Source organism: Rhodococcus sp. P4_F3_2 (genome assembly GCF_056401335.1).
This window is the reverse complement of sequence record NZ_JBFUJN010000017.1, coordinates 16893-40512: the sequence shown is the minus strand read 5'-3', so window position 1 is coordinate 40512 and position 23620 is coordinate 16893. Positions and strand designations below refer to the sequence as shown.

At 61.6% G+C, this 23620-nt stretch carries 22 protein-coding genes and 1 riboswitch; of the genes, 8 read left to right on the top strand and 14 right to left on the bottom strand.

All coding sequences use genetic code 11. The features are described from left to right. Window positions 1-78: 78 nt before the first annotated feature. Complete coding sequence (locus AC1DWA_RS18595; protein WP_070796419.1) at window positions 79-1038, top strand: DMT family transporter; 960 nt, start codon at window positions 79-81, stop codon at window positions 1036-1038. Here AC1DWA_RS18595 and AC1DWA_RS18590 read toward each other — a convergent pair. After that, window positions 1028-1702 carry a TetR/AcrR family transcriptional regulator gene (locus AC1DWA_RS18590; protein WP_070796459.1) on the bottom strand — a complete coding sequence of 225 codons (675 nt, stop codon included), beginning with the start codon at window positions 1700-1702 and terminating at the stop codon, window positions 1028-1030. The genes AC1DWA_RS18595 and AC1DWA_RS18590 overlap by 11 nt on opposite strands. 158 nt (window positions 1703-1860) lie before the next feature. Here AC1DWA_RS18590 and AC1DWA_RS18585 point away from each other — a divergent pair, with 158 nt between their 5' ends. Beyond that, complete coding sequence (locus AC1DWA_RS18585) at window positions 1861-3363, top strand: MFS transporter (protein ID WP_019746694.1); 1503 nt, start codon at window positions 1861-1863, stop codon at window positions 3361-3363. Between the two features lie 341 nt (window positions 3364-3704). Here AC1DWA_RS18585 and AC1DWA_RS18580 read toward each other — a convergent pair whose 3' ends face one another. Both AC1DWA_RS18580 and AC1DWA_RS18575 read right to left on the bottom strand, forming a co-directional pair. Further along, window positions 3705-5312, bottom strand: coding sequence for an ABC transporter substrate-binding protein (locus AC1DWA_RS18580; protein ID WP_477847473.1), 1608 nt, complete (start codon window positions 5310-5312; stop codon window positions 3705-3707). 159 nt (window positions 5313-5471) lie between these two features. After that, window positions 5472-6050, bottom strand: a complete 579-nt coding sequence (locus AC1DWA_RS18575; protein ID WP_080908861.1) for a CGNR zinc finger domain-containing protein — start codon at window positions 6048-6050, stop codon at window positions 5472-5474. A 63-nt stretch (window positions 6051-6113) separates the two neighbouring features. Between AC1DWA_RS18575 and AC1DWA_RS18570 the strand changes: the two genes are divergently transcribed. Beyond that, window positions 6114-6491, top strand: coding sequence for a hypothetical protein (locus AC1DWA_RS18570; protein ID WP_080908860.1), 378 nt, complete (start codon window positions 6114-6116; stop codon window positions 6489-6491). A gap of 92 nt (window positions 6492-6583) precedes the next feature. Then, a complete protein-coding gene (locus tag AC1DWA_RS18565; RefSeq protein WP_019746690.1) occupies window positions 6584-6928 on the top strand; it encodes a PH domain-containing protein in 345 nt (114 codons plus the stop codon). On the opposite strand, the gene AC1DWA_RS18560 is transcribed toward AC1DWA_RS18565, so the two are convergent. Both AC1DWA_RS18560 and AC1DWA_RS18555 read right to left on the bottom strand, forming a co-directional pair. Further along, the gene (locus AC1DWA_RS18560) at window positions 6929-8140 is read right to left on the bottom strand and encodes a saccharopine dehydrogenase family protein (RefSeq protein WP_477847470.1); all 1212 of its coding nucleotides are present in this window, start codon (window positions 8138-8140) and stop codon (window positions 6929-6931) included. It abuts the gene before it with no gap. Further along, window positions 8133-9131: an alpha/beta hydrolase family protein gene (locus AC1DWA_RS18555; protein ID WP_477847524.1), complete on the bottom strand. Its 999-nt coding sequence runs from the start codon at window positions 9129-9131 to the stop codon at window positions 8133-8135. The genes AC1DWA_RS18560 and AC1DWA_RS18555 overlap by 8 nt, the downstream gene beginning before the upstream one ends. 143 nt (window positions 9132-9274) lie before the next feature. Between AC1DWA_RS18555 and AC1DWA_RS18550 the strand changes: the two genes are divergently transcribed. Continuing rightward, complete coding sequence (locus AC1DWA_RS18550) at window positions 9275-10153, top strand: PaaX family transcriptional regulator C-terminal domain-containing protein (RefSeq protein ID WP_477847468.1); 879 nt, start codon at window positions 9275-9277, stop codon at window positions 10151-10153. Here AC1DWA_RS18550 and AC1DWA_RS18545 read toward each other — a convergent pair. The 8 genes from AC1DWA_RS18545 to AC1DWA_RS18510 all read right to left on the bottom strand — a co-directional run bounded on the left by AC1DWA_RS18545 (window position 10132) and on the right by AC1DWA_RS18510 (window position 20074). Then, a complete protein-coding gene (locus AC1DWA_RS18545) occupies window positions 10132-10746 on the bottom strand; it encodes an LLM class oxidoreductase (protein WP_020906017.1) in 615 nt (204 codons plus the stop codon). The two genes, AC1DWA_RS18550 and AC1DWA_RS18545, sit on opposite strands and share 22 nt — an antisense overlap. A gap of 210 nt (window positions 10747-10956) precedes the next feature. Further along, window positions 10957-12282: an aminotransferase class V-fold PLP-dependent enzyme gene (locus AC1DWA_RS18540; protein WP_477847466.1), complete on the bottom strand. Its 1326-nt coding sequence runs from the start codon at window positions 12280-12282 to the stop codon at window positions 10957-10959. Between the two features lie 53 nt (window positions 12283-12335). Beyond that, a riboswitch (SAM riboswitch) is annotated at window positions 12336-12450 on the bottom strand. A gap of 60 nt (window positions 12451-12510) precedes the next feature. Further along, window positions 12511-14046: a PucR family transcriptional regulator gene (locus AC1DWA_RS18535; protein WP_477916899.1), complete on the bottom strand. Its 1536-nt coding sequence runs from the start codon at window positions 14044-14046 to the stop codon at window positions 12511-12513. Further along, window positions 14043-15101 carry a DUF917 domain-containing protein gene (locus AC1DWA_RS18530; protein WP_400822816.1) on the bottom strand — a complete coding sequence of 353 codons (1059 nt, stop codon included), beginning with the start codon at window positions 15099-15101 and terminating at the stop codon, window positions 14043-14045. The genes AC1DWA_RS18535 and AC1DWA_RS18530 overlap by 4 nt, the downstream gene beginning before the upstream one ends. A 6-nt stretch (window positions 15102-15107) precedes the next feature. After that, complete coding sequence (locus tag AC1DWA_RS18525; protein WP_317831081.1) at window positions 15108-16217, bottom strand: DUF917 domain-containing protein; 1110 nt, start codon at window positions 16215-16217, stop codon at window positions 15108-15110. Beyond that, on the bottom strand, window positions 16214-17794 hold the full coding sequence (locus AC1DWA_RS18520; RefSeq protein ID WP_400822813.1) for a hydantoinase/oxoprolinase N-terminal domain-containing protein: 1581 nt from the start codon (window positions 17792-17794) through the stop codon (window positions 16214-16216). Before AC1DWA_RS18520 ends, AC1DWA_RS18525 begins: the two co-directional genes overlap by 4 nt. A 30-nt stretch (window positions 17795-17824) precedes the next feature. Next, complete coding sequence (locus AC1DWA_RS18515) at window positions 17825-19192, bottom strand: purine-cytosine permease family protein (RefSeq protein WP_019746680.1); 1368 nt, start codon at window positions 19190-19192, stop codon at window positions 17825-17827. A 150-nt stretch (window positions 19193-19342) separates the two neighbouring features. After that, window positions 19343-20074 (bottom strand): SDR family oxidoreductase, encoded by a 732-nt coding sequence (locus AC1DWA_RS18510; RefSeq protein WP_021333722.1) that lies wholly within the window; start codon window positions 20072-20074, stop codon window positions 19343-19345. A gap of 244 nt (window positions 20075-20318) precedes the next feature. Here AC1DWA_RS18510 and AC1DWA_RS18505 point away from each other — a divergent pair, with 244 nt between their 5' ends. After that, the gene (locus AC1DWA_RS18505) at window positions 20319-20459 is read left to right on the top strand and encodes a hypothetical protein (RefSeq protein ID WP_003941170.1); all 141 of its coding nucleotides are present in this window, start codon (window positions 20319-20321) and stop codon (window positions 20457-20459) included. Window positions 20460-20474: 15 nt separating this feature from the next. Here the strand turns inward: AC1DWA_RS18505 and AC1DWA_RS18500 are convergent, their stop codons facing one another. Continuing rightward, the gene (locus AC1DWA_RS18500; RefSeq protein WP_397510839.1) at window positions 20475-20939 is read right to left on the bottom strand and encodes a hypothetical protein; all 465 of its coding nucleotides are present in this window, start codon (window positions 20937-20939) and stop codon (window positions 20475-20477) included. 3 nt (window positions 20940-20942) lie between these two features. Here AC1DWA_RS18500 and AC1DWA_RS18495 point away from each other — a divergent pair, with 3 nt between their 5' ends. After that, window positions 20943-21245, top strand: coding sequence for a ribosomal protein L7/L12 (locus tag AC1DWA_RS18495; protein WP_228117932.1), 303 nt, complete (start codon window positions 20943-20945; stop codon window positions 21243-21245). A 428-nt stretch (window positions 21246-21673) separates the two neighbouring features. Beyond that, window positions 21674-23527, top strand: coding sequence for a BCCT family transporter (locus tag AC1DWA_RS18490; protein ID WP_007727149.1), 1854 nt, complete (start codon window positions 21674-21676; stop codon window positions 23525-23527). Window positions 23528-23620 lie beyond the last annotated feature (93 nt).

Sequence of the window (23620 nt, the reverse complement as noted above, 5' to 3'; positions counted from 1 at the left end):
GCATTATACCTACTGGGGGTATAGGGTAGGTCTGGCATCGGCCATCCATGTCCGCGAGGTCGTCGACGAAGAGGCGCAATGAAGAACTGGAAAGCAATCGGCAGCAGCCGATTCGCCGTAGTTGGAGCTTTGCTGTTGGTCGGCGCGCTCTGGGGAAGCTCGTTCCCCCTCGTTGCGGTGGCAGCACCAACACTCGGCGCCGTCGGCACGACGCACGGCCGCTTCATTGTTGCAGCGTTGGTTCTCGCACTGATAACGGCTTCCAGCAGATCGACCTGGCGCGCGGTCGGTCACCGGTTTCCTGCATTCCTACTGCTGGCAGCCCTCAACGTCGCTGGGCCCCTGACGCTTGTCGCAACTGCGATCGTCGGCCTCAACTCGTCGACGGCGTCGATCCTGAATGCCACGACGCCGATGTTCACCGTATTCGTCGCCGCTTTCTGGCTTCGACAAAAGATCACCTGGCGAAAACTCTCGGGGGTCGCGATCGGCATCGTCGGCGTCTCGGTGCTCGTCGGTGGAATTCCTTCAGCGATCGACAGTCACGCAATGCTGGCCATTGGCGCATCTTTGACCGCGGCGCTGCTGTACGCAGTCGGAGGTGTCTACGCACGAAAGTCGTTCCAGGACACTCCGCCGATGACACTGGCCCTCGGACAACAACTTGCCGCGGTTGCCCTATTGGTTCCCGTGTCCGCCGTCGCTCCCCCACCGGGGCCCATAACCGTCGGTCCACTCATCGCCGTGGCAGCCCTGGGGCTGGGGGCTACCGCCGGTGGCTACCTGGTCTACTTCTGGATAATTCGTCAGGCGGGTCCAGTCGCGGCATCGGCCGTCACTCTTCTCGTTCCGATTTCGGCATCAGCCATCGGAGTGCTGTGGTTGAACGAGCCTGTTACCTTCGCGCTCGTTGGCGGTCTTGTCATCATTCTTGCCGGAGTGGGCTTGCTCCTGGATCTTCCGCCGACGCGAGATCCATTGCGCAGGGTTGCCCCGGGGCGGGCGGCTAGCGCGGACAAACGGCCGGTCAGCGGCTGATCGGAGCCGTCCAAAGTCCGACCAGCGCGTCGACGAGGTCGGTCGTGAAGTCCTCCCATGACGTGACCGCTTCCGGCCCCTCTTCGGCAAGCGTGCGCTCACGCTCGGCGAACATGTGCACGATCGCATTGCGTCCGATGTCCGCGCGGGCGCGTCGAACACTCATCGGCATGTCGGCCAGACAGTCAGAGAGTCCCCGAAGCGTCTCCTGCAGGGTGGGCGAGGCCAATACCTCGTCGTAGACGATTTTCCGCAGGACCGGGTCGGTGAGAATCTGTGCACTGAACCGCGCGTACCAAGTCGGGCCACCCATTTCGGCGTAGTGATCGGTCGACGCCCGAACCAGACACGAAATCCAGTCACGAACGTTTGTGGACCCTTCGATCTCACGCAGCAGTTCGCCACGCTTCTTCTCGACCTGCTGGGAATGCTTGTTCACGATCGCGCGGACCAGATCGGTCTTGGTCCCGAAGTGGTATCCGACGGCTGCATTGTTGCCCTGACCTGCCGCTTCACTCACCTGGCGGTTCGAAACCGCGAAGACTCCGTGCTCGGCGAACAGCTGCTCGGCGACGGCGAGAATGCGGTCTCGGGTTGCAGCAGAGCGCGCGGAATTTGCGGCGCCGCCGACGTCGGCCGACGCGTCCTCAGTCCTCGTAGTCATGGACACCATCATCCTCGACCATCCGAAGCTGCTCGGCACCGGAGATATTCGTCACGATCGGAGGCGCACCCTTCCGTTAAGTCAGTCACTTGATTTAACTTTAGTTCAATCAACTGACTTAAACCATTATTCGTTCTTCCTCCGATGGAGTTACCGCAATGTCGTCAACCACTTCTCCACCACCGACAACGCCGCCACAGACAACGAAGTCGCCAGCCACCACCGCAGTGGTGGCTGTTCTGGCGTTTTCCGGCATCGTCGTCTCGCTCATGCAGACGCTGGTCATCCCGATCATCCCGCATCTGCCCGAGTACCTGAACGCGCCGGCGTCCGATACCGCGTGGGCTGTGACCGCCACGTTGCTCGCCGCCGCCGTCGCCGTCCCGACCATGGGCCGCTTGGGCGACATGTTCGGCAAACGCCGTCTGCTCCTGATCAGCATGGCGCTGTTGGTAACCGGTTCCGTGGTCGGAGCCCTCAGTTCAAGCGTTATCCCCCTCGTTGCCGGCCGAATCCTGCAAGGCCTTGCTGCCGGTGTCATTCCGCTGGGTATCAGTGTGATGCGCGACGTGCTTCCACCCAAGAAGCTCGCCGGCGCTGTTGCGATGATGAGCGCTTCGCTGGGAGTCGGTGGCGCTCTGGGGCTTCCGATCGCGGCTTTGATCGCCGAGTACGCCGACTGGCACGTCCTGTTCTGGGCGTCAGCCGTGCTCGGCGCGCTTGCGGCCGTTCTTGTTGTCGTCCTGGTCCCCGAATCGGCGGTTCGCACAGGAGGCACGTTCGATTTCGGCGGAGCAATCTCACTCTCAGCCGCCCTCATCGCTCTTCTACTCGCAATTTCCAAGGGTGGCGACTGGGGTTGGACGAGCACGCTCACGCTTTCCCTGTTCGGCGCCGCGATCCTGATATTCGGATTCTGGGCATGGTGGGAACTACGCACCCCCAAGCCGCTGGTGGATCTACGCGTATCCATCCGCCGCCAGGTGCTCTTCACCAACCTCGCATCCATCGTGTTCGGATTCGCGATGTTCGCCGCCAGCATGGTCTTTCCCCAGGTAGTCCAGCTGCCTGAAATCACTGGTTACGGCCTCGGCGGTTCGATGCTCACCGCAGGTCTGGTCATGGCTCCCTCCGGCATCATCATGATGCTGATCTCTCCGCTGTCCTCACGCATCACCAATTCGCACGGCCCCAAGGTGACGCTCATGCTCGGCGCCATTGTGGTCGCAATCGGTTACGGCATCGGCATTTTCGCCATGCACTCGATTTGGGAACTGATCGTGATCGCAGTAATCATCGGCGCCGGTACCGGTATGGCTTACGGCGCAATGCCCGCTCTCATCATGGGGGCTGTTCCTCCGTCCGAGACCGGAGCGGCCAACAGCTTCAACACTCTGATGCGCTCCCTCGGTACATCATTCGCCAGCGCCATCGCGGGTGTCGTCATCGCCCAGATGACCATGTCCGTCGGTGGGGCAACGCTGCCGTCGGAGAACGCTTTCCGCGTCGTCATGGCCCTCGCTGCCGGATCCGCCGTCATCGCACTCGTCCTGGCCGGTTTCCTCCCTCGGTTCAACGGCTCGAACTCCCGCAAGGAGATTGGTAGCCAGCACACCGATACGTCCCCGACCACGTCGAAGGAATCCGTCCCGACGCACTGAGCAAGTGCGCAACACACACAGCACGGCCCCGGCGGAGTCCAACTCCGCCGGGGCCGACGCGTTTCACACATTTTGCGGTTGATACACCTGCAGACGACCGTTTCGTGACATGCTCCGTTGAGATGGGTGCTCGTTCGATACTCGGGGAAAGGATGCCGCGATCGCCGCTCCTCGTGCTGACGTCGCCCTTGCCGTCGCCGCTGCTGCCGTCCTGGGCATAGGCGTCGGTGTTCTTCTTGCCGATGTCGTCGCCGGCCTGGCTGCAGGTGCCGGTGCTGCAGTGGTATTTCGGTTTGCACTTCGGATGATCAATACCCGAAAGTGAGCGTTTGCCGAGGGTCCTACTTCAGGACACGGATCGCCGAGCCCGGAAGGATTCCGCTCGACGGCGGGTAGATCGACGTTGCGCCGTTGAAGAACATGTGAGCGGGAGTCGTGGATACCGGCAGCAGGTCGATGTCGTTGAACAACGCGCGCTCACTTTCCTCCCAGACCTTGCAGGACTCGTCACCGGGAAGAAGCGAAGCCTCAGTGGACAATTCGATGTACTTCTTGTTGTCGAGGGAAGCGAAGTTCACTCCTTCAGGTTTGGGCGGGCCGGTGAAGTACTTCGCAAAGATGCTCGGCGTATCACTCCCCAGCGTCAAACCGATGGAAACGTCCCACGACGACAGGTCGGTGGTGCTGAATGTGTTGGCAATGACGAAACTGTAGTCGCCGCCAGTCAGTTTCACCTTCGCGCCCAGTCCTTCCCACTGTGTTGCTACGTATTCCGCGGCGGCAGAGTTTGTATCGCGTGAGTTGTTGAAAATTACGTTGAGGGCAAGCGGTCGACCGTCCTTCGTCAGGAGGCCGTCGGGACCCGCCTTCCAACCTGCGTCGGACAGCGTTTTCTTTGCTGCATCGACGTCGAAATCGGGGATCGTCCCTTCGACACTGTTGTAGTCGCAGGCAAGGGGTTCCGAAACCGCGAGGGCGCGTGCACGGGTTCCTTTACCGCCGGTGGTGATCTCGGTGTAGTCGTCCAGGTCTACTGCCTGCACGAGGGCCTGCCGTACAGCACGGTCTGCCGTGGGTAGGGCCGCGAAATGATTGAAGATGAACTCGCCGGACAACGTGGTGTAGGTCTTCGAATCCAGACCCGCTGCCAAGACTCGTTCCTCGTCCGAACCGGTCACCGCCGCGGCATTCACTCCACCGGTGAGAACAAGATTCGCCGTCGTACTCGGATCGGTGACAATCTTGATCGTCACTGTCTTCGGCACCCCGAGAGTGTCGGAAGTGGTCTCACCGTTCGGACTCCAGGTGTAACCGTCGCGGCGTTCCATCGTGATGTGATCGTTGGGAACAACTTCGGTGACCTTGAACAGACCCGTTCCGTTACTACTCGAACGGATACTGGCCGGGTCTTCGAGCGTCGCAGCGCACGGAAGCCGCATCGAGCCTATTCGGGAGAGCAAGAAGGGTGCCGGTTCGGCTGTAGTGACCGTCAGTTCGTCACCGTTCGCGGACGCGACCGTCGACGACGGCACGGTGGATCCTCGTAGCGGTGAAGCGTTTTCAGGGTCCATGACCCAGTTGATGTCATCGGCTGCGGTCTGCGCGGTGAAGGAAGTGCCGTCGGCACAAGTGAGGCCCTTCTTGAGCACGAACTTCAGCGTGTTTCCTTCTTCACGCCAACTCTCCGCCAGATACGGACGCACCGTGCGGGTTTGCGCATCGATGTCGATCAACGAATCGTACGAGTACGCGTTCACGATCTGAGTCGACGTAAGGTTTGTGATCAGAGGGTGCAGATTTCCGGGATCGGCGTTGATGACAGTCGTGAAACTGCCGTCCTTTGCATACTCACCGACCGAACCTTCGGGACTGGATGCGCCGCCACACCCGGCCAGAGTGAATACGCCAACGCTGATAACTGCTGTCGCGGAGACAGAACGGGCTTTCATACGAGCCGCCATCTACTAGGAGTTGCCATGGCGACAATCGTGCGGGACTGACGTGGTCTGTATCTCGTTGAAGTTCCCCATACAGTCGGCCGTACGCTGTTCGATTGTCACTATCGACCGGGCAATCGCAGACGCTAAGTACGACGCCATCGTTGACGACTAAGTACGACGCTGCCGTTGACGGTGATTCGCGACGTTGATTCGGTTGCCGCACAACGCCGGCATGCAGTAGCGGCGTCGCCCTCCCCGGCTCGTATCGACAAACACCCCGTTGCACGTCGGCGACGCGCATGGGCGGAATCGTTCGTACCCCAATGTGCGCAGAGTCCCCAGCAACGAGAAGCCGATCAACAACGCAAGCTCACCCGCAAGATCGATTCTTCTGTCCGGTACCGCATTCCATCGATAGTCGAACTGGGCATCAGGCACGAGTCGAACGTGATGCGGGACAGTCTGCAGGAGTCGATCAGTGCGATCAACGAGTTCGTCGGAGGTCGAAGCATCGAGAATCGAACGAATCGCCTCTCTGAGTGCCTGCACGTCGGCAAGTTCACCGCTGGTAAGCCGACGCCCGTTGCGGAGCGCATCCGGCGAGAGTCCATGTTCATCCAGTAGATCGTGAAGCGCCTGAGGGTCAGCCAACGCGTCACCTGCCTCCACCCAGACCCGGGGCGAGGTGTTGACCAGGTCGGTCGCGAACGACGCACCGACGACGTAATCGTCTAAAACTACTTGCATCCCTTACCGCCCTGCCTTACCGTAATTGAATAACCCAACTTTACACCTTACGGAGGCAGCGGGATGGAACATTGCGCAGACCACAGACTGCCCGAGATACTCCGAGACACTCATCACCGATTGCGCCGCGCCGGCACCGTGGCATCGGAGACGCCTGTCGTCGCTGCCGATCTCTACTGGTCGATCGGCGCGCTCGCCCAGTGCCTGACCGCGATGGACGAGGTCATTTCACAACTTGGAGTCAATGCCCGAAAGCAGTTGCGAGCTGGAAAGTTCGACGTCCAGAGCGGACCGTTCGAAGGAGAGCCCGACGCCGCCTTACTCACCGCAGTTCTTGCGCTCGCCAGAGCATCGAGTAGTTGCGAACCGGTTCAGGCGGCAATCGGCAACGCTCAGATCGCGGTGAGCGATCTCGTCGTCGCGAGGACTACCAGCGCCTGACACTCGGGCGGGCCACCCGTCCCAGTAGAGACTGTATGGTTGGTTTTCGGCATCCGCCGAGACCGTCGAACAGCAGGGACCGGGTTTTCACTGTGAGTACAGGGACATCAACGATCTACGAGGACAGGACCGTCCGGATCGACGATCAGGGCGTCACGATCCGCCACTATTACTTCCCGTTTGTCAGCAAGTTCGTTCCGTACTCACAGATCGAATCCGTCGACCTCGGAGTCATGTCATGGCTGAGTGGACGCTTACGAATTTGGGGAACAACAGATTTCAGCTCGTGGTACAGCCTGGATCTTTCACGCCCGTGGAAGGAGACCGCGGTGGTACTCACCCTCGCCGGCCGCGGAGCGCCTTCATTCAGCCCAAAGGACGCAGATCGCGTCGAGACCGAAATCCGCAGTCGCATCGGATCGCACGCCGCGAACTGACTAGCGAAACTCGGATTCGACGGTAACGATGTCACTCCAGTCGGTTCGATCGAACAACCGCGACAGTGCAGTGAACAGAACTTCCGGGTCGATGACGCTCTCGGCTGAGTGCACACCGACCCGATCCCGAATCGTTCCGTCGGCCAGCCTGGACACCACCTGAGCAAGGCCGAGCGCCAAGGGGATTCCGGTTGCACCGGCCATGTCCGACAGTAACGCCGATACCGGTGAATCGTCAGCGATCCGTGCCACGACGCGCATCTCTCGACCTTCGCGCACCCCGGTCGCCGAGGCGAAAAACAACGGCAAGGATCCATGACCGGCACGCGTGAGCATTCGAGGCGCAGCACGGATCATCCGCCGGAGCGAGGGCTTGCCCAATTCTTCAGCAGCCGAGTCGAGATCAATTCTCCCCTTGTCGATATCTGAGCGGAGAACGTCGAGAAACGCCACGGTTTCCGGTGAGATCACCATCAGATTTGCCGAATGCCCTGCAGGATTGATGGTCCGATGAAACATCACCGGCTCCGGATGCCCGACCACGTAAGCGTTCCCCCGACGTCCGCCGGGCAGTTCGAGTGCGATGGAACGCAACGGTTCTTCGTTGACGATTCGCCCCGCACGAACCACTGGAACCGTGCCGCTGATCTGCTGCATCCAGTGAACGGCCGCTGCACTCAGTGTGTCTACCGACTCGTCCTCGCCCTCGACATCAACCGGCCAGGCTGTGTACAGATCGTCGACCACGTCCAATCGCGAGACTGCCATCGCGGCCAGGAGGTTACTCATCCCGGGACTTGCGCCCATGCCGACTACCGCGCAGATTCCGGCTTCCCTGGCAGCACAGTCCAATTCCAGCATGTCGACGGCAGGTTCCCAGTCGTCGCAGATGTCGAGATAGTGCGTCTCGGTCTCGATCGCTGCCTGGAGAACGCCGACACCGAAACGGAAGAACGGGCCGACGGTATTGATGATGACGTCTGCGTCATCCAACAATTCACGTAGCGTGCGACCGTCCGTGACGTCGATGCTGCGCGCCTCGACTTGCGCTGACGCCTGGGCCAGTTCAACTGAAAGACGCTTCGCAGCATCGATATCGCGATCCGCGACTACTACCTTGCCGATTCCCGGCAATGTTGCAGCAAGACGAACTGCTGCCGAGCCCATGGCACCGGCACCGCCCAGTGCGACAACCGTGACTCCGTCAGCCATGAATTCCCTCCAAAAATGCAGTCTGATCCGCTAGATAACCGGGAGCGAAGATAGAACGGGGAGCAAGGACGGCCACCAGAGCCGACATCACTTCCGAGTCTTCGAGGTCCTTCTCCACAATCGAGTGAGTGGCGTCGGGATACTTCTTGACCACCAGTTGCCCTGGCGAGTCAAGTAATTCGCGGTACACCCTTTCGGTATCGGCCACGTCGACGTTGACGTCTTGTCCGCCGATGATCAAGAGCACCGGAACCCTCACGGATTCGAGATCGGCTCGCGCATCCGATCGGTAGTTCTTTCGAATGAAGTTCCACCGGTCTTCGGTGAGACCGTCGGCCTCGCCGGAGGCCACGAGATCGTCGTACGATGCATCACGGGCCAACTGATCCAAGTTCTTCGCACGATCGACCCGCGCTTTCTCGAACTCGTCGGCCGACGCATTTCTCTCGGAAAGTTCTGCAAGGGTATTGAATTCGCCTTGTTGGAGCCAGTTGATCGCGGGACCCACGGCAATGACGAACGCTACGTCCGGGTCGAGGTTCACCACCTTGGGCATCACCCACCCTGCCTGGCTTGCACCCCACAGACCGATACGAGACTGATCGATATCCGAACGTCCCCGCGCCCACTCGATTGCCGCTTCCGTTTCTGCCGCGCGATCGTCCATGCTCTGATCGAGCCAATTGCCCGGTGCCCCATTCACCCCCGGCTTGTCCCAGGAGAGTGACGCGTACCCCGCCTTTGCGAACGCCTCCCACACCGGTCGATAGAACGTCTCATGTGTTGCATCGACCGGGCCGTCTCCGTGGACGAAAACCACGAGCCCGAAGGGACCGTCACCGTGTTCGGGCAATGCAAGGACTCCCTGGAGCGGCACCGATCCCCCGGTGATCGTCACTTTTTCCTCACGGATGTCATAGGTGTTCTGGTACAGCGTCCAGCCCACCAGAGTCGCGATCAGAACAACGACCACCGCCAGGGAAGTAACCATCCACCTGCGTAAACGAGGCTTACTCTTGCCCTCGCTCATCGATTCCGCTGCCATCTTCCCGTCCTAACGTACGAATTTGAAACGATCGTATTGCATTCGATAGTACAGTTGTGGGCGAAGATGTCGAGAAGCGAGGAAAGGACATGACGATGACCGACAGGGACGTCGATGTACCCACGAGGATCTTGATCGAGGGACTACTGCGCACGGACGGAACTGTCGACGGACGCACCCTTTATGCCACCGCCGACGCCCTCGACAAAACTGATCAACAGGTTCGGCTGTGCATCAAGCGGTTGGTCACCGAGGGGAAGTTCACTCAGGAAGGTCGCGGGCGGCAGGCCACGCTACGAGCAACGCCGAAAGCCGTGCGCGAGATGGAACCCGACGTCGAATTCGTTCGGCTGGCCTATCAACAAGACCGCGACACTGTGACGCCGTGGGACGGGTATTGGCACCTGGCCGGGTTCGCAATTCCGGAGTCGTCGCGGAAAGCGCGAGATGCGCTGCGCACCAAGGTCGTTTACCTCGGCGGCGCGCTCGTCCAGGGCGGTCTGTACGTCTCGCCGCACGCCTGGGAACCGTATATTCGCGATGCGGCCGCCGAACTCGACGTCGAACAGCACCTGTCTTCTCTCACCACTCGAGATCTGAAAGTGGGCATGCTCGTAGACCCCGTGAAGATTGCCGCGCAGTTGTGGCCACTGGACCAGATCGCTGACGGATACGAACGGCTGCTCGACGTAGCGACCGCACGCCTGCACAAACTGCAGAACGGTTCCGGTACCGATGCTGTCACGATGACCATCGAGCTCGCGGCGGAATTCACGCGAGCCATGGAACCGGATCCGCTGTTGCCGCCGGAACTACTGCCCACCAACTGGATCGGCACGAGGGCTCGGTCGATCACTGCGCAATGCTGGACGCTTCTGGCACAGGTGGACGGTGCCGACGAATTACCGTCGCTGTTCCACCTGTACGCAGATGCAATCGGTGACGATCAGGACGCAAGCGTGCGCTGACGGGGCGGCAGTCCGAAACGCCCGAGAACCTCGTCGACTGCGGTGGACGGTGTGACAAGTCCGCGATCCTGAAGCCACGGAATGGTGCTGTCCACCAGATGCTCGAGCGTGCGAGGCAATGCGAGAGGCAGCAACGTAACGCCGTCGGCGACCTCGGCAGCTCGGATATCGGCGATCAAACTGCCGAGACCGGAAGGCGTTCCGACGTAGTGAAGCGAAACGGGAACCCGCGGCGCCGTCAACGCGCTGTCCAACTGTGCAAGCTCTTTACGGGCGGAGCGAGCCTCCGGCGCGATCAGAATCTCGAGATCGACCAGTACTGCGACGCTGTCGGGATCGCGTCCTTCTTCGGCGACAGCAGCGCGTATCCGTGCACGTTCGAGCTGTGCCTCACGCAGGTCCGCAGCGCGAATCCGAACCACATTGGTAGGGAATGAAGCTAAATCGAGAGCCTTTTCGCCCTCGGTGAGGTCCACCCAGTAGTCGCCGCCGATGATGGGCAGGTTGCCGGGTGCGCCCTCAGCTGCCGGATGGTGACCGGATCCGGTCAACTCGACCGCTACGTGCAGAGAATGCGAAGCGCGTGAAGACATGTGAGACCTCCGAAAATCAGAAAAGTATGGGATGAGCGAGACGAATCGTCAGCTCGAACACATTCCTGACGAGGTGCGGCACAGATCGACATGGCGACGGCACCACTGACCGAGAGTGATGCTCACTCTCGAAGGGGTGGCGGGGAAATCCGCTGGTGCCATGGCTGCCATGCTAGTTGTCCGTTCGAGTTTTCGGGGACCGAGCTCAGCTCAGACGCACTCGGCTGCGCCGGCGTTGTCGTCTGCGGCTCCGAGGAAGGGGCGGGTCTCGGGCACGGGGTTCCACGCACCGGCAGTCTTGGCGTAGTTCCAATCACGCTGATTCGAAACCAGGATGTTCACGGCGTCTACCAACCGCGTCACGTCGTCCGAGCTGCTACCGAGGCCGAGGCTGGCGCGAACTGCACCGCCGGAGAGGCCGAGGCGTGCGAGAACCGGGTGTGCGCAGAAGCGACCGTCGCGAACTCCGATGCCGTGCTCGGCGGAGAGGAATGCGGCGATTTCGCCGGCTTCGAATCCGTCGACGGTGAAGGTGACGATTCCGACGGCGTCCGGTGCGTCATTCCACAGTCGCACGAGCGAGACGCCCTCGATGGCGGACAATCCGTCGGTGAGCTGGGCCGTGAGTGCCTTCTCGTGCTCGGCGATGACGTCGAAGTCCAGCGCGTGCAGGGTTTCGCATGCGGTCGCGATGGCTGCCGCACCGAGAACGTTGGGGGAACCTGCCTCGTGGCGGGCAGGCGCGCAGGCCCACTCCGTGGACTCGATGGTCACCTCACGCACGGCGCCGCCGCCGGCGAGGTACGGCTGAGCTTCGTCGAGCCAGTCACGGCGTCCGACCAGAACACCCGCGCCGAAGGGCGCATAGAGCTTGTGACCGGAGAAAGCGATGTAGTCGACGCCGCATTCCTGCAGGTCGATGCGACGGTGAGGAGCCAGCTGAGATGCGTCGACGAGGATACGTGCGCCGCAACGATGAGCGATGTCAGCCAAGCGTGCAATCGGCAGGATCTCGCCGGTCACGTTGGAGGCACCGGTGATTGCGAGCAGCGCTGCAGGCTTGGTGCACAGTTCACCGATCAGACGCTCGATCGTCTCTTCGATGGTGTCTGCAGCGGTGACGATACGAGCGTCGTTCCACGGCAACAGGTTTGCGTGATGCTCGACATCGAGGACGACGGTGCTGCCGGGGACGCACTGCGCAAGCAGGTTCAGCGAATCGGTGGTGTTCCGGGTGAAGACGACAACCTGATCGTCGGCACAATTCACGAAACGAGCAACGGATTCACGAGCGTTCTCGTAGGTGAGCGTGGAGATCCGAGACGCGTAGCCGGCACCGCGGTGGACGCTGGCGTATGTCGGCAGCAACTCGGCGATACGGTCAGTGACCTGGGCCAATGCCGGCGCACTCGCGGCGTAGTCGAAGTTGGCGTAGGAGCATTCGCCACCCTGAACCAATGGAACCTGCAGGTCAGCACCCGAAACCTTGGCAATCGCGGTGGTGCGGCAGGTGTCGGCACTCAATACAGCAGTCATCGAAGACAATCCTCACGTTCAAGGACTCGTTCGTCGGGTGATGGCCCCGGAAGAGTCCGCGCTTGCCGCATTCGTTTTCGAACGCAGCCGGGTCGTCACCCGGAGCACCCCACCGCGGAGGAGGGTTGCCGACCAGCAAGCCGGGGCTGAACACTGGTACTCGTGACCTGGCAACGAGGATGGCAGGAACCTCCCGTGCTTGTCAAGACGAAGCCGCGAAGATCTCCGTCAGGGCGCGATGGTCCGGCAAGCAAGGTGGAGCGCGAGTCTCGTTTCCGGATCTGCGAGATCCACCGAGAGAAGGCGCTGAATTCTATCGATCCGGCTCGATACGGTGTTGCGGTGCAAGCCCATTCGCGTTGCGGTGTGAGCCAGAGACGATTCTTCGTCGAGGTACGTCGACAGAGTCTCGAGCAACTCTCCATTCGAATCGCGTAGCGGCGCGAGCAGCGCCGCGGCTGCGGGCTGAAACGTGTCGGTTCGCGTCCACGCCAGCAGCAACTGCGCCAGACCCAGGCGGTCCACGTGCAGGAAGCGGCCTGTGTGCGACCTCGAACCCGCGAGCCGAGCGGCATCCCCGGCCTCAGACAGGGACGCACCGATTCCAGCCGGACCGYCGTGTGCGCGTCCCACACCGACCCAGGTCTCCATCGTGGGTTCCAACCTCGCCTGAGCTGCACGGATACTCTCGGCGATCCTGGTGATCGACTCCGGTCGCGGCTCGCCCGGCAGAGTGGTCCACGCTGCCCAGCCGTCAGCCTGTTCCACGACATTGGCGTCGATTCCCTCGGCGGCGAGGGCGTCTGCGACCTCACTGCGCCTGGCCACCAGGTCGACCTCACCGACCGCCAGGACTTTGATGCCGATATGCCATCCGTCCAGTGCCCAACCCGCGTCGAGTGCGCGCCGGAGCAGTCCGGGTGTGGCGTCTGCTGACGTGTCGATCAGTTCACCGAGTAACGCGCTACGCCGGCGCGCTTCACGCTCGTCGACCATGCGTGCAACGGCCAGTCGGTGCCCGGCAGCCAACGAGGCCACGTCGAGAACCACTGAGAGAGAAGCCTCTTCGACGCTTTGACGCACCGGGAGCAGCACCGCCAGCCAGGGCTCTCGGGCTGCGCCGGACATCACCGGGCACGCAATCAGGACCCCGCCGGAGTCCAATTCAACGGTGGTGGGCGCCCCGCGGCCCGACAACATACCGGCGGCTGCTCGATCAGCGTCGGACAACAAATCGGCGCCGGTCAGCGGGCGTCCGGACGAGTCCAGGAGGATGAACGAACGCTGAAATGTGTTCAGCAGCACGGACAGAAGATTCTCGACGCTTCCGCCGGCCCGCTGGCCCGCGTGTGTCGCCCGCAGTACCGCGTCGGCCATCACCGCCCGCGAATTCGAGAGAAGATCACGAAGATCCACGCTGAACTGCCACGGGTCGGATACTCCGAGCACCACCAGTCCGAGGCGATCGGCAAGCAACGAGAGATTCGCATCCTCCGCCGCAGTGCTGTGTACCGCGAGCACCCGGCAGCCGGTCGCCGCCGTGCGTCGAAGGAGAGCGTCGAATCTCCACTCCCCGACGTCGATTCGATCGAGAATCACCAGAACTGATCCTGCACCCGCCGCACCCGACACGGCCTCGGCTGACTGTGCCGATTCCCCGGTGAGCGCTCCCACTGTCGTCACGACGGGATCACCTTCGCCGGCAAGTCGATACAACCCGACAAAGATCGGGTTGTTCAGCAACGCCGACACACTCGCGCTCATTGCGCCTCCATCAGCACTGCGTCATGGTCGATCCCGAAGGCCCGCGGGCCGACAACTTTCAACCTGCTCACATCTTCCGCCCACCACTGAGGGCCGGGCAGAACCAACACGGCCACATCTTGCCCCTGGTGCACTGATTCGCACGAGACGAAGGCACCGGTCCGGACGTCGAGCAACGTCACGATGTCCGGACATGTCGCAATCATCTCGCCGTCCGACGCGACGGTCAGGAACTCACTTTCGAATTCGACTCGTATCACCGCAGAATCGTGTTCGAGAATCACGTTGCCCCGACGATCGCCGGCGTTCGGGCGACTACGACGCACCGCACGCACCCGGCCTGTCCCCATTACTCGCCCCCCGGAGCTTTCGGCGATCTCCCGCCAACTGCCGAGGGTCCCGACGTGCTGACCCAGTTCATATGCTCGGGACAGAGTTCCCGGAATGCACGCCTCCTGCACAGTCCGCGCATCGATCGACGCGATCGCCAGAGCGCCCCAACCGCTGGTTCTCCCGATCAACGACCGCACTGCTACCTCGGCGCCCAGCACATCCACTCCGTCGACGACGGTAATGAGGCCGCCGGGCTGGGCGAGAGTGACCGGGCACAATTCCAACCCGGCTGCGGCGAGAGAGAAGTGATCGAGCCGCGGCATCGCTCGACCGAGCAGGTCGGCGTCGACCACGGGAATTCCCAACGCCAACGCCGCCGCAATGCCGGAGAGAGCGTTGAGTCCACCGCCTTCGAAAGTCATCACCGCGGTCGGACGTTTACCAGTCCACCGCGTCAAAGCTGCTGCAGTGTCGGCAAACTCATACCCGGAGGGCAGTTGCTCTTCCAAAGCCAGGGCCGATCCGACGATTCCCACCGGCATGATCATCGCCCCGGACGGCAACTGGTCCGGCGCGATGACTTCTACCGACGTTGACGTCATCAGTGGACGCAGCATTTCCACGAACAGGCGTGGATCGCCGCCCCCACCGCAGCCCAAGACCACCGCCCCCGCTGCGATCGCGTCGAGGTCGGCCTCCCGGACCGCGTGCAGCCTGCTCACGGCTCGCTATTCTGCCAGTACAGGTTGCTCGAGTGTCTCCACCGGCAGGAACGGGCGATCGAGTCCGAAGCTTGCCGGGCCGAAGACCGCCAGTGCCTCCGGTGTTCTCATGATCGGCGGAGTCGCGATCCCGATGACCGCAACTCGCTGCCCGTACCGCAAGCCCTCGGTGGTGATGGGCTCGGCAGTGTCGGCCTCGACGATGCAGATAAGGTCTGGCACGATCGCCACCATTACTCCGGATTGCACGGCGATCAGATTTTCGTTCTGGAATTGAACTTCCAGCTCTTCGTCTCCGACGCCGGCGATCCGCACCGAACCCCGAGCGAACCCCTCATCGGTTCGCCGGTCGACATCGATCACCTTGCCGTGAAAGAGAACTCGCCCGTATCCGTAAAGCGTGTCGGAGAGACCGTCCACCAGCGCCTGAACCGGGTCCACCCGCTGCTCACGTGAAAGCCTGATGGACCGACCGATGACCAAGGCCAACGACAGAGTCCGTGGGATCGCCGTCCGCTTCACATCTGCACCCGTCATCGAGTACTGCGCGATATGCGCCATCCCACCGAACCTCGACGTCACCCCGCGAGCGAGGCCCTCCAATCTGCTGTTGTCGCTGCCGGTGTCGAAGATCGCCACCTCGTCGTGCTCGTTCGCCATGGCGAGCGGACTCGCCGAAATCCCGTACACCGAGAAGGTTTCCATCTCGAGCTGAGGAAAGGCTCGTCCCATCCCGTCGGCGTCGACAACCGGCAGTCCGCGCCGCGCTGCCACCAGCAACGGAATCATCGAATTGATCCCGCCGCACTCCATCGGCATCGTGGCATCTGCAGTTCGCCCCGTGTGCTTCTCCAACGTGATCAGCGCCAGCTCGGGTTCGGTTCCGCGCGGCATCTTCTCGACCACGACGGTCGGTGCACCCATCTGCGCGACGGGGATCACCCACGCGTCGTCGTCGAGCTCCTCCGGATCCAGAATCGTGATTTCACCGGCTTCCCCGAGCGCCTGCGTGACCAACATCTTGCCGACGAACGGATCTCCCCCGCCGCCGGTCCCCAACAAAGCTGCGCCCCTGGCGAGGTCGTCGAGGTCTGCCGTTCGTAGTGTCCAACTCATCGTGAGCCTTCCTGACGGGTGGAGACCAGACCACTGTGCAGTGCCAAGTCACCGACTGCCTTCACTCGAATACGTGTTGCGTTGCCCGGCAGATACGGAATCGGGACCTCATCGAACTCCACGATCTGCACCGACTCGGGCCGTGCGCCTGCTGCGACTGCCCGATCGATCGCCTCCTGGCGAGCGTCGTCGGCAAGAATCTGCCTGCGCCCGTCCCGTACCGCTTCGACTCGATCTACCTCACCACTTACCTGCGCGATCGCAGCGCCGATCGCATTGGCAACGTCGAAGCGCTCAGGACGAATCACCGTTCCCAGGCCGGGAAGTTCGTGCTCCAGCAGAACCGATCCCCCGCCAACCGCCACAACGGGAAGTGGATCCGACGTGGTCCGCATCTGTTCCACGGCGTCGGCGACCCGGCGCGAGATCCGGTCGAGTGCCGTCGACACCAGACCGCGGTCGAGGTGCGCCACCGCACTGCGATCTCCGACGTCGGCCAAGCCTGCCGCGACGGCGATGTCGGTGGCCGTCAACGTGTCACCGCCGAATACGAGTGCCCGTGAACCCAATTCGTATCCCACTGATTCGGGTCCGACTGTGAGTCCGTCCGGATCCACCAGCGAACCACCACCGATACCGATCGAGAAGACGTCCGGCATACGGAAATTGGTCCGTACCCCCGCGACCGTCACCTCCGTGGTGGCTTCTCTGGGGAAACCGTTGGTCAGTACGCCCACGTCGGTAGTGGTGCCCCCGATGTCGATCACCGCACAGCTGGCCAGACCGGACAGAACAGCGGCGCCTCGCATGGAGTTGGTCGGTCCCGACGCGAAAGTCGCCACCGGATAACGCCTTGCGTACTCGATGTCCATCAAGGTTCCGTCGTTCTGGCTCAGATACAGCGGTGCGGCGATGCCGTGCTCGACCAAAGAACTGGCAAGACCGTCGACGATGTGATCGGCAAGCTCGCGCAGCGCAGCGTTGATGATGGTCGCGTTCTCCCGCTGGAGTAGACCCACTCGACCGATCTCGTGAGAGAGCGAAATTGCGACGTCCGGACCGAGTTCCTGACGCACGATCTCCGCTGCCGCCGCTTCGCATTCGAGATTGACCGGAGAGAACACCGACGATATTGCGACCGAACGAGTACCGCTGCGAGCCATGTCGGCGGCATGGCGACGAATCTCGCCGGGATCCAGCGGTGAGATACGACGACCGTCGAACTCGTGCCCACCGTGAGCGAGGTAGTGCCTTCCTTGCACAGCGGAGACCAGGTCTCGCGGCCACCCCACCATCGGCGGAAGCGCTGCGGTCGCCGGAAGCCCCAATCGCAGAGCCGCCGTTGGTGCAAGTCCTCGCTGCTCGATAAGAGCGTTGAGAAAGTGCGTCGTGCCGATCATCACTGCTTGAACAGCGCTGGGAGAGAACGAGTACTGCTGCTGCAGCGCCGTCAGAGCTCCGCCGATTCCGCCGGTGATGTCCTTGCTGGTCGAGTGTTTTACATGCCCGATGACGGTGGTCCCGTCCATCAGGACCGCATCGGTGTTTGTACCACCGACGTCGATTCCGATTCGCATCGCGAACTCCCTTCTACAGTGTTTGCAGTGCTAGTGCGTGAGCGCCGATGTTCCCGAAGGCTCTTGCGGCGCTTCGGTTGTGGTGCGTCCGACCCCGCGAATCAGGCCGAGTCGACCCGCGACGACGTAGAGAACGAATGCCGAGGCCACCGCGTTGATGGACGGCAAACCGAAGGTGCTGTAATGCCCGATCAGCGCCGAGACGATCCAGATCACCAACGTGGCAGGTACCCAAGTGGGCGCCGAGTTCGGGAGGGTACCCGCGGCTCGACTCTCTTCCAGGTCCTTGCGCCAGGTCTTGACGATGAAGTACTCCGCCACCATGATTCCGGCGATCGGCGGGAATCCGACGCCTAACAGGATCAGGAAGTCGGTGAACGAGTTCAGGATTCCGGCAGCCGCGAGGATCGAACCGGTCACGCCGACCACAGCGGTGACGACGGCGCGATTGATGCGTCGCCCGAACACGACGTCGATGAAGTTCACGATGCCGAGCCCCGAGCTGTACAGATTCCAGTCGTTGATCTTGAAAGTTCCGAGAACAATGATGAGAACGCCGACCCAGCCGACCGACGACAGGATGATCGTGGCGATATCGGAACTGCGAACGGCATGCGCAAGAAGTACACCGGTCAATCCGATCACGTATTCGCCTAATGTGATTCCGACGAGTGTCTGCTTCACGACGTCACCCGCCGTGCGATTGAATCGCGTCATGTCGGGTGTGATCACTGCTCCGGCAATGAAACCGCCTGCGACGATGGTGGTTCCGGCGAGGAAGCTGAGCTCCGGTCCGGCTGGAGCAGATGCCATCAGATCTGACAGCGAGTGATTACGCAGTTCGGCGATGACGGCCCAACCCACCAGAAGCAAGAACAGGGGAACGGTGATGTTTGCGATCAGTTGCATGGAGCCGAACCCGCGAAGGACTATCGCGGTGATCAGAAGGCCGAAGACCAGAGCCCACGCCCACTGCGGCAGAAACGGCATGATTCCGTGCAAACCTGATGCAGAGACAGCAGATTGGATGCCGAACCAACCGATCAGGCTGACTCCGATCACCAAGCCGATCACCGCGGAACCCGCGTGCCCGAATCCACACCAGCGTGCGACCACCGACGTGTTGAGCCCTTCACGAACCCCGATGATGCCGATGAAAATACAGACAACCTCGAGAATCACCGCCCCGACTGTCAATGCCCAGAAGGCATTCCAGAACGTCATGCCGTAGCCGAGCGTCGCACCGAGCAGGAACTGTGCGAGTGCCGATACCTGACCGAATCGCTGTACTGCCACCGAGAACCACGAATACCGTGCTTCGTCGGGAACGCGGGTGAGCGCGTAGTCGTCACCGTCGGACACTTCACCGCCGGCGGCGGTCGTTGATGTGTTTTTCATGACGGACTCCTCGAATAGTTGGGAAGTGTTCTCGGAGAAGACGGTACGAATGTGGTCGGGGTCACGCCTATGGGCGAATTGGCGTTTCTTCGTGTTACGACAATGCATTTCGCACAGTCGTCATTTCACACAGTCGTCAAATGGCACGGTCTAGCGCAACGCGTACCCGCCGTCGGGGTACAGCGTGGAACCCGTTGTGTACGTGTTGGTGAAGAGATAGAACACCGCTTGTGCGATCTCGTCTTCGTTCCCGACGCGGCCGAGCACGTTGTTCTCCGCACTCCAGGTGAACGCCGCCTCCCGAACCTCCGCCGGACGCTGAGCCCACAGATGCCCGTCGATGGTTCCGGGAGCAACGGTGTTGACGCGAATCGGCGACAGCTCGACCGCCAGCCCCCGCCCGAGCCCCTCGATTGCCGCATTGGCCGCCACGTATGCCGCAGCAGCCGCGGGTGGCCGCACACTGGCAGCACCGGACATGAGGACCACCGATGCGGTGGGTGTCAGCTTGTCGAGCGCAGCGTGCACGACGCGGTACTGCCCCCAGAACTTGGAGGTGAACGGCGACGCCGCTTCCTCGACGCTCTGTTCGCGGAACGAGCCGACCTGGTAATCGGCAGCCGTGGTGAAGAGAGCGTCGACGCTGGGGATGTTGGTGAAGAACGCTTTCACCGAGTCGTCGTCGGAGGTGTCGACTGTGAACCAGTGCGCCGCCTCACCCAGCTGCGTGGCCGCTGCTTCCAGCTTGGATGTGGTTCGGCCACCGAGAACTACCTGCGCGCCGGCGTCGACGGCAAGCTGCGCCACCCGCAGCCCGATGCCTGTTCCGCCACCGATCAGTACGACGGTCTTGCCTGAGAGAGGAGAAGGTGTCGTTGTCATTTAGCGACTGTAAGGCTCACCGAATTGTCCCGACATGTGCAGAATGCACAGATTTCACTACGCCACGGTGCTAAGTATCCAGACTAAGCCGGTAGAGACTGCCGCCCCCAGGGATCTCACTTGACTGAGTTTGCTGCGTCGAAACTGCCGTCACATGCACTCCTCCTTCGAGTTCGCTTGTAACAAAACAACTCCCACGACCGAAAATGTCGGTGAACCACAACCGCGAAGGGAAGTAACGAATATGGGATCAGCAGATGTCATGGCCTGGCTCGCCGAGGGTTACCTCGCCGGCGACCCGATTCGCTATCCGCTCTACGTCGGATCGATGTTCCTCGCGATGCCGTTCCAGTTGATCGGCGTAATTCTGGGTCACCCCTTCTGAGTCGCCCCTATTGAGTCACCCCTTCCGAATCGTCACATCAGGCCAGGGCGGTCGACGTAGAACGGCCAGGGTTGCGATCACCGCGGCCGCCAACCCGATGAACTCCCCCATCAAAGCCGCCCTGGTGTGATCGACGGCCGGTGACCACGACGGCTCACCCTCGTGGATCGAGAACACTCCCACTGGCACCGGTATCGGGTCGCCCCGCCACCGCCGGTGTAGACGCGAAACCGTGATGATCGTCGATCCGTCGCTGGTCTGATGCGGTTCACCGAAGATCATCGAGGTCCCGGAATCCGCTCGAAGTCGCTCCACCGCATCACGAATCTCCATGATCACCATGTTCGCACCGAAACAGCAGCCCCGTGCGAGTATCGATCGATGGCCGAGTGGTGGGTACCGAGCAGGCGCGTCGAGCGATGGGGCCAGACGATTGGCCTCGTCCTGCTCGTAGTCGTAATCGGTCCGAGCACCATCCATACAGTGGCCACGGAACCGACAACCGGTAATTGGGTTCGCCTGGCAATCTGGCTTTTCGCGACGGTCGGATTTGCCTACGGCACCGTCCAAGCCTGGCGAACCAGGAACAATCCTCAACCGGCGTGGGGGGAAGGGACAACTGCCCCCACCGAAATACCCGCCGACGACGTCCGTAGTGCACTCGCGTCGACTGACGACCGTATTCCGGCAATCAAGGCACTACGCGAACTGCATCCGGGCTTGGGTCTGAAGGATGCGATGGATCTGATCGACGCTCAGCGGGGCGAACAGGGCCCGCATCACTGATAGTTGCGACCATCACAATCACAGTTAGGTATCGACACCTGACCGCCACGATCGGGCAAGCACGCCAGGAGTTAACCACCTGACAGACAGGCTGTTTCGCCGAGTTTGACAAATGTGGTCAATCGGTGAGCGTCGACTCGACCGATTCAACTCACCGTACCAATCGAATTCGCCGTTCAGCATTCCACTCATGGCCCAATGCCACTATTACCCAACGATTTACAACCGGAACTACGGCATCCAGTGAGAACTTTCGCGACAGTGCAGCATCTTTCGTCCAGTTGAGTTGACCGAAACTTGACGTTACGTTGAATTTCAAAGCAATAGCCCGGTCTTGACCTGCGATGGTGTGAGCGAAACGCCCACCTACGCGTGACACGTGGCCGCCCTGATGGGCGCTGTGAATGCCTGAACGTTCGAGGAGTGGAATGACTGCGGTCAAAACTGCGTGGCGTGAACTACGGAAACCCGTGTTCATCCCCGCGTCGATAGTGATCTTTGCCCTGATCGCCTTTGCCGTGATCTACGCGGGAACCGCCGCGGATGCTTTCGAAACACTCAACAACGTGATCAGCGACGGCGTCGGCTGGTGGTACATCCTCTCGGCCACCGGTTTCGTGATCTTCGCGCTGTACTGCGGAATCAGCCGCATCGGCAACATCCGATTGGGACGTGACGACGAGCAGCCCGAGTTCGGGATGCTCTCGTGGTTCGCGATGCTCTTCAGCGCCGGCATGGGCATCGGGCTCGTGTTCTACGGAGTAGCCGAACCACTTTCGCACTACGTGACCCCACCCGTCGCCGGGCAGATCGCCGGATCCACGGACGCCGCAGCCAATCAAGCCATGGAACTGACGCTGTTCCACTGGGGCTTGCATGCATGGGCGATCTACGTCGTCGTCGGCCTTGGTCTGGCGTACATGACCTACCGAAAGGGTCGCCCGCTGTCGATCCGTTGGCTGCTCGAGCCGCTCCTCGGACGGGCTCGCATCGAAGGAAAGATCGGCCACGCCATCGACGTCGTCGCCATCGTCGGCACACTGTTCGGTGTCGCGACGTCGCTGGGCTTCGGTGTCCAGCAGATCTCGGCCGGCCTCGACTACCTCGGCTGGGTGGAGACCGACAACTGGTTGGTCATCACCATCATCGTCATCGTGACGGGCATGGCGACCTTCTCGGTCGTCTCCGGTGTCACGAAGGGCCTCAAGTGGCTCTCCAACATCAACATGATGCTCGCTGCCGCGCTGGCACTGTTCGTCCTGATTCTGGGACCGACGCTGTTCCTCATGCAGTCGTGGGTGCAGAACCTCGGCGGATACGTCCAGGCCTTGCCCGAACTGATGCTGCGCACGTCCCCGTTCGCCGAAGACGGCTGGCAGGGCGCATGGACCATCTTCTACTGGGGTTGGTGGATGAGCTGGGCACCGTTCGTCGGCATGTTCATCGCGCGCATCTCACGCGGCCGCACCATCCGCGAATTCGTCTTCGGTGTGCTGCTGGCCCCGACGCTGGTTGGTTCGTTGTGGTTCACGATCTTCGGTAACTCCGGCATTCTGCGTCAGCGCAACGAGGGCACGATGCTCGACGCATCCGGCGCAGTGGACACCAACACGTCGCTGTTCACGCTTCTCGACGGACTTCCGCTCGGAACGATTTCGAGTGTTCTCGCGATCGTCGTGATCGTGTTCTTCTTCGTCACGTCCGCGGACTCCGGCTCGATCGTCATCGACATCCTCGCGACCGGTGGCAGCTTGGAGACCTCCAAGATCACGCGTGTCTACTGGACGTTCCTCTCCGGTGCCGCGGCCGCAGTTCTCCTCATCGTGGGTGGCAGTGGATCGCTCACGGCGCTGCAAACCGTTGCCATCGCCACGGCGGTACCGTTCTCGGTCATCATGGTGCTTGCATGTCTGTCGATGCTGAAGGCGTTCCGATACGAGGTCGCGTCGGCACCACGCTACCTGCGGGTTTCTACAAATGCCTCGGCATCGACCGACGTTCCGCAACCCACCGAAAAGCGGCTCCGCGATCTGAAGATCTCGTCGACCTTCGCCGGGCTCACCCCGTCACAAAGCGGAATCATGACGGATCCCTCCGACGCCCACATGCTCGTCGCGGTCCACGAAGTTCCCGCCCATGCGGTCAACATCGACCCGGATACCGGCGCCGTCGACTTCTCCGAGGAATCGAAGGTCGTCGATCCGCTGGGCGGAGAGGTGTTCGACACACCCGAGTTCGCCGACTCGGCAGAAGGCCACGCGCAAGCTGCCAGTACGGACTGACCGGCACGTTCGGCATGTTGCATTAGGCATATCTGTTCACCAACTCGCAAACTTGTCATGAGACTTTCAACTCGACAGTTCGCAGGACTCTAA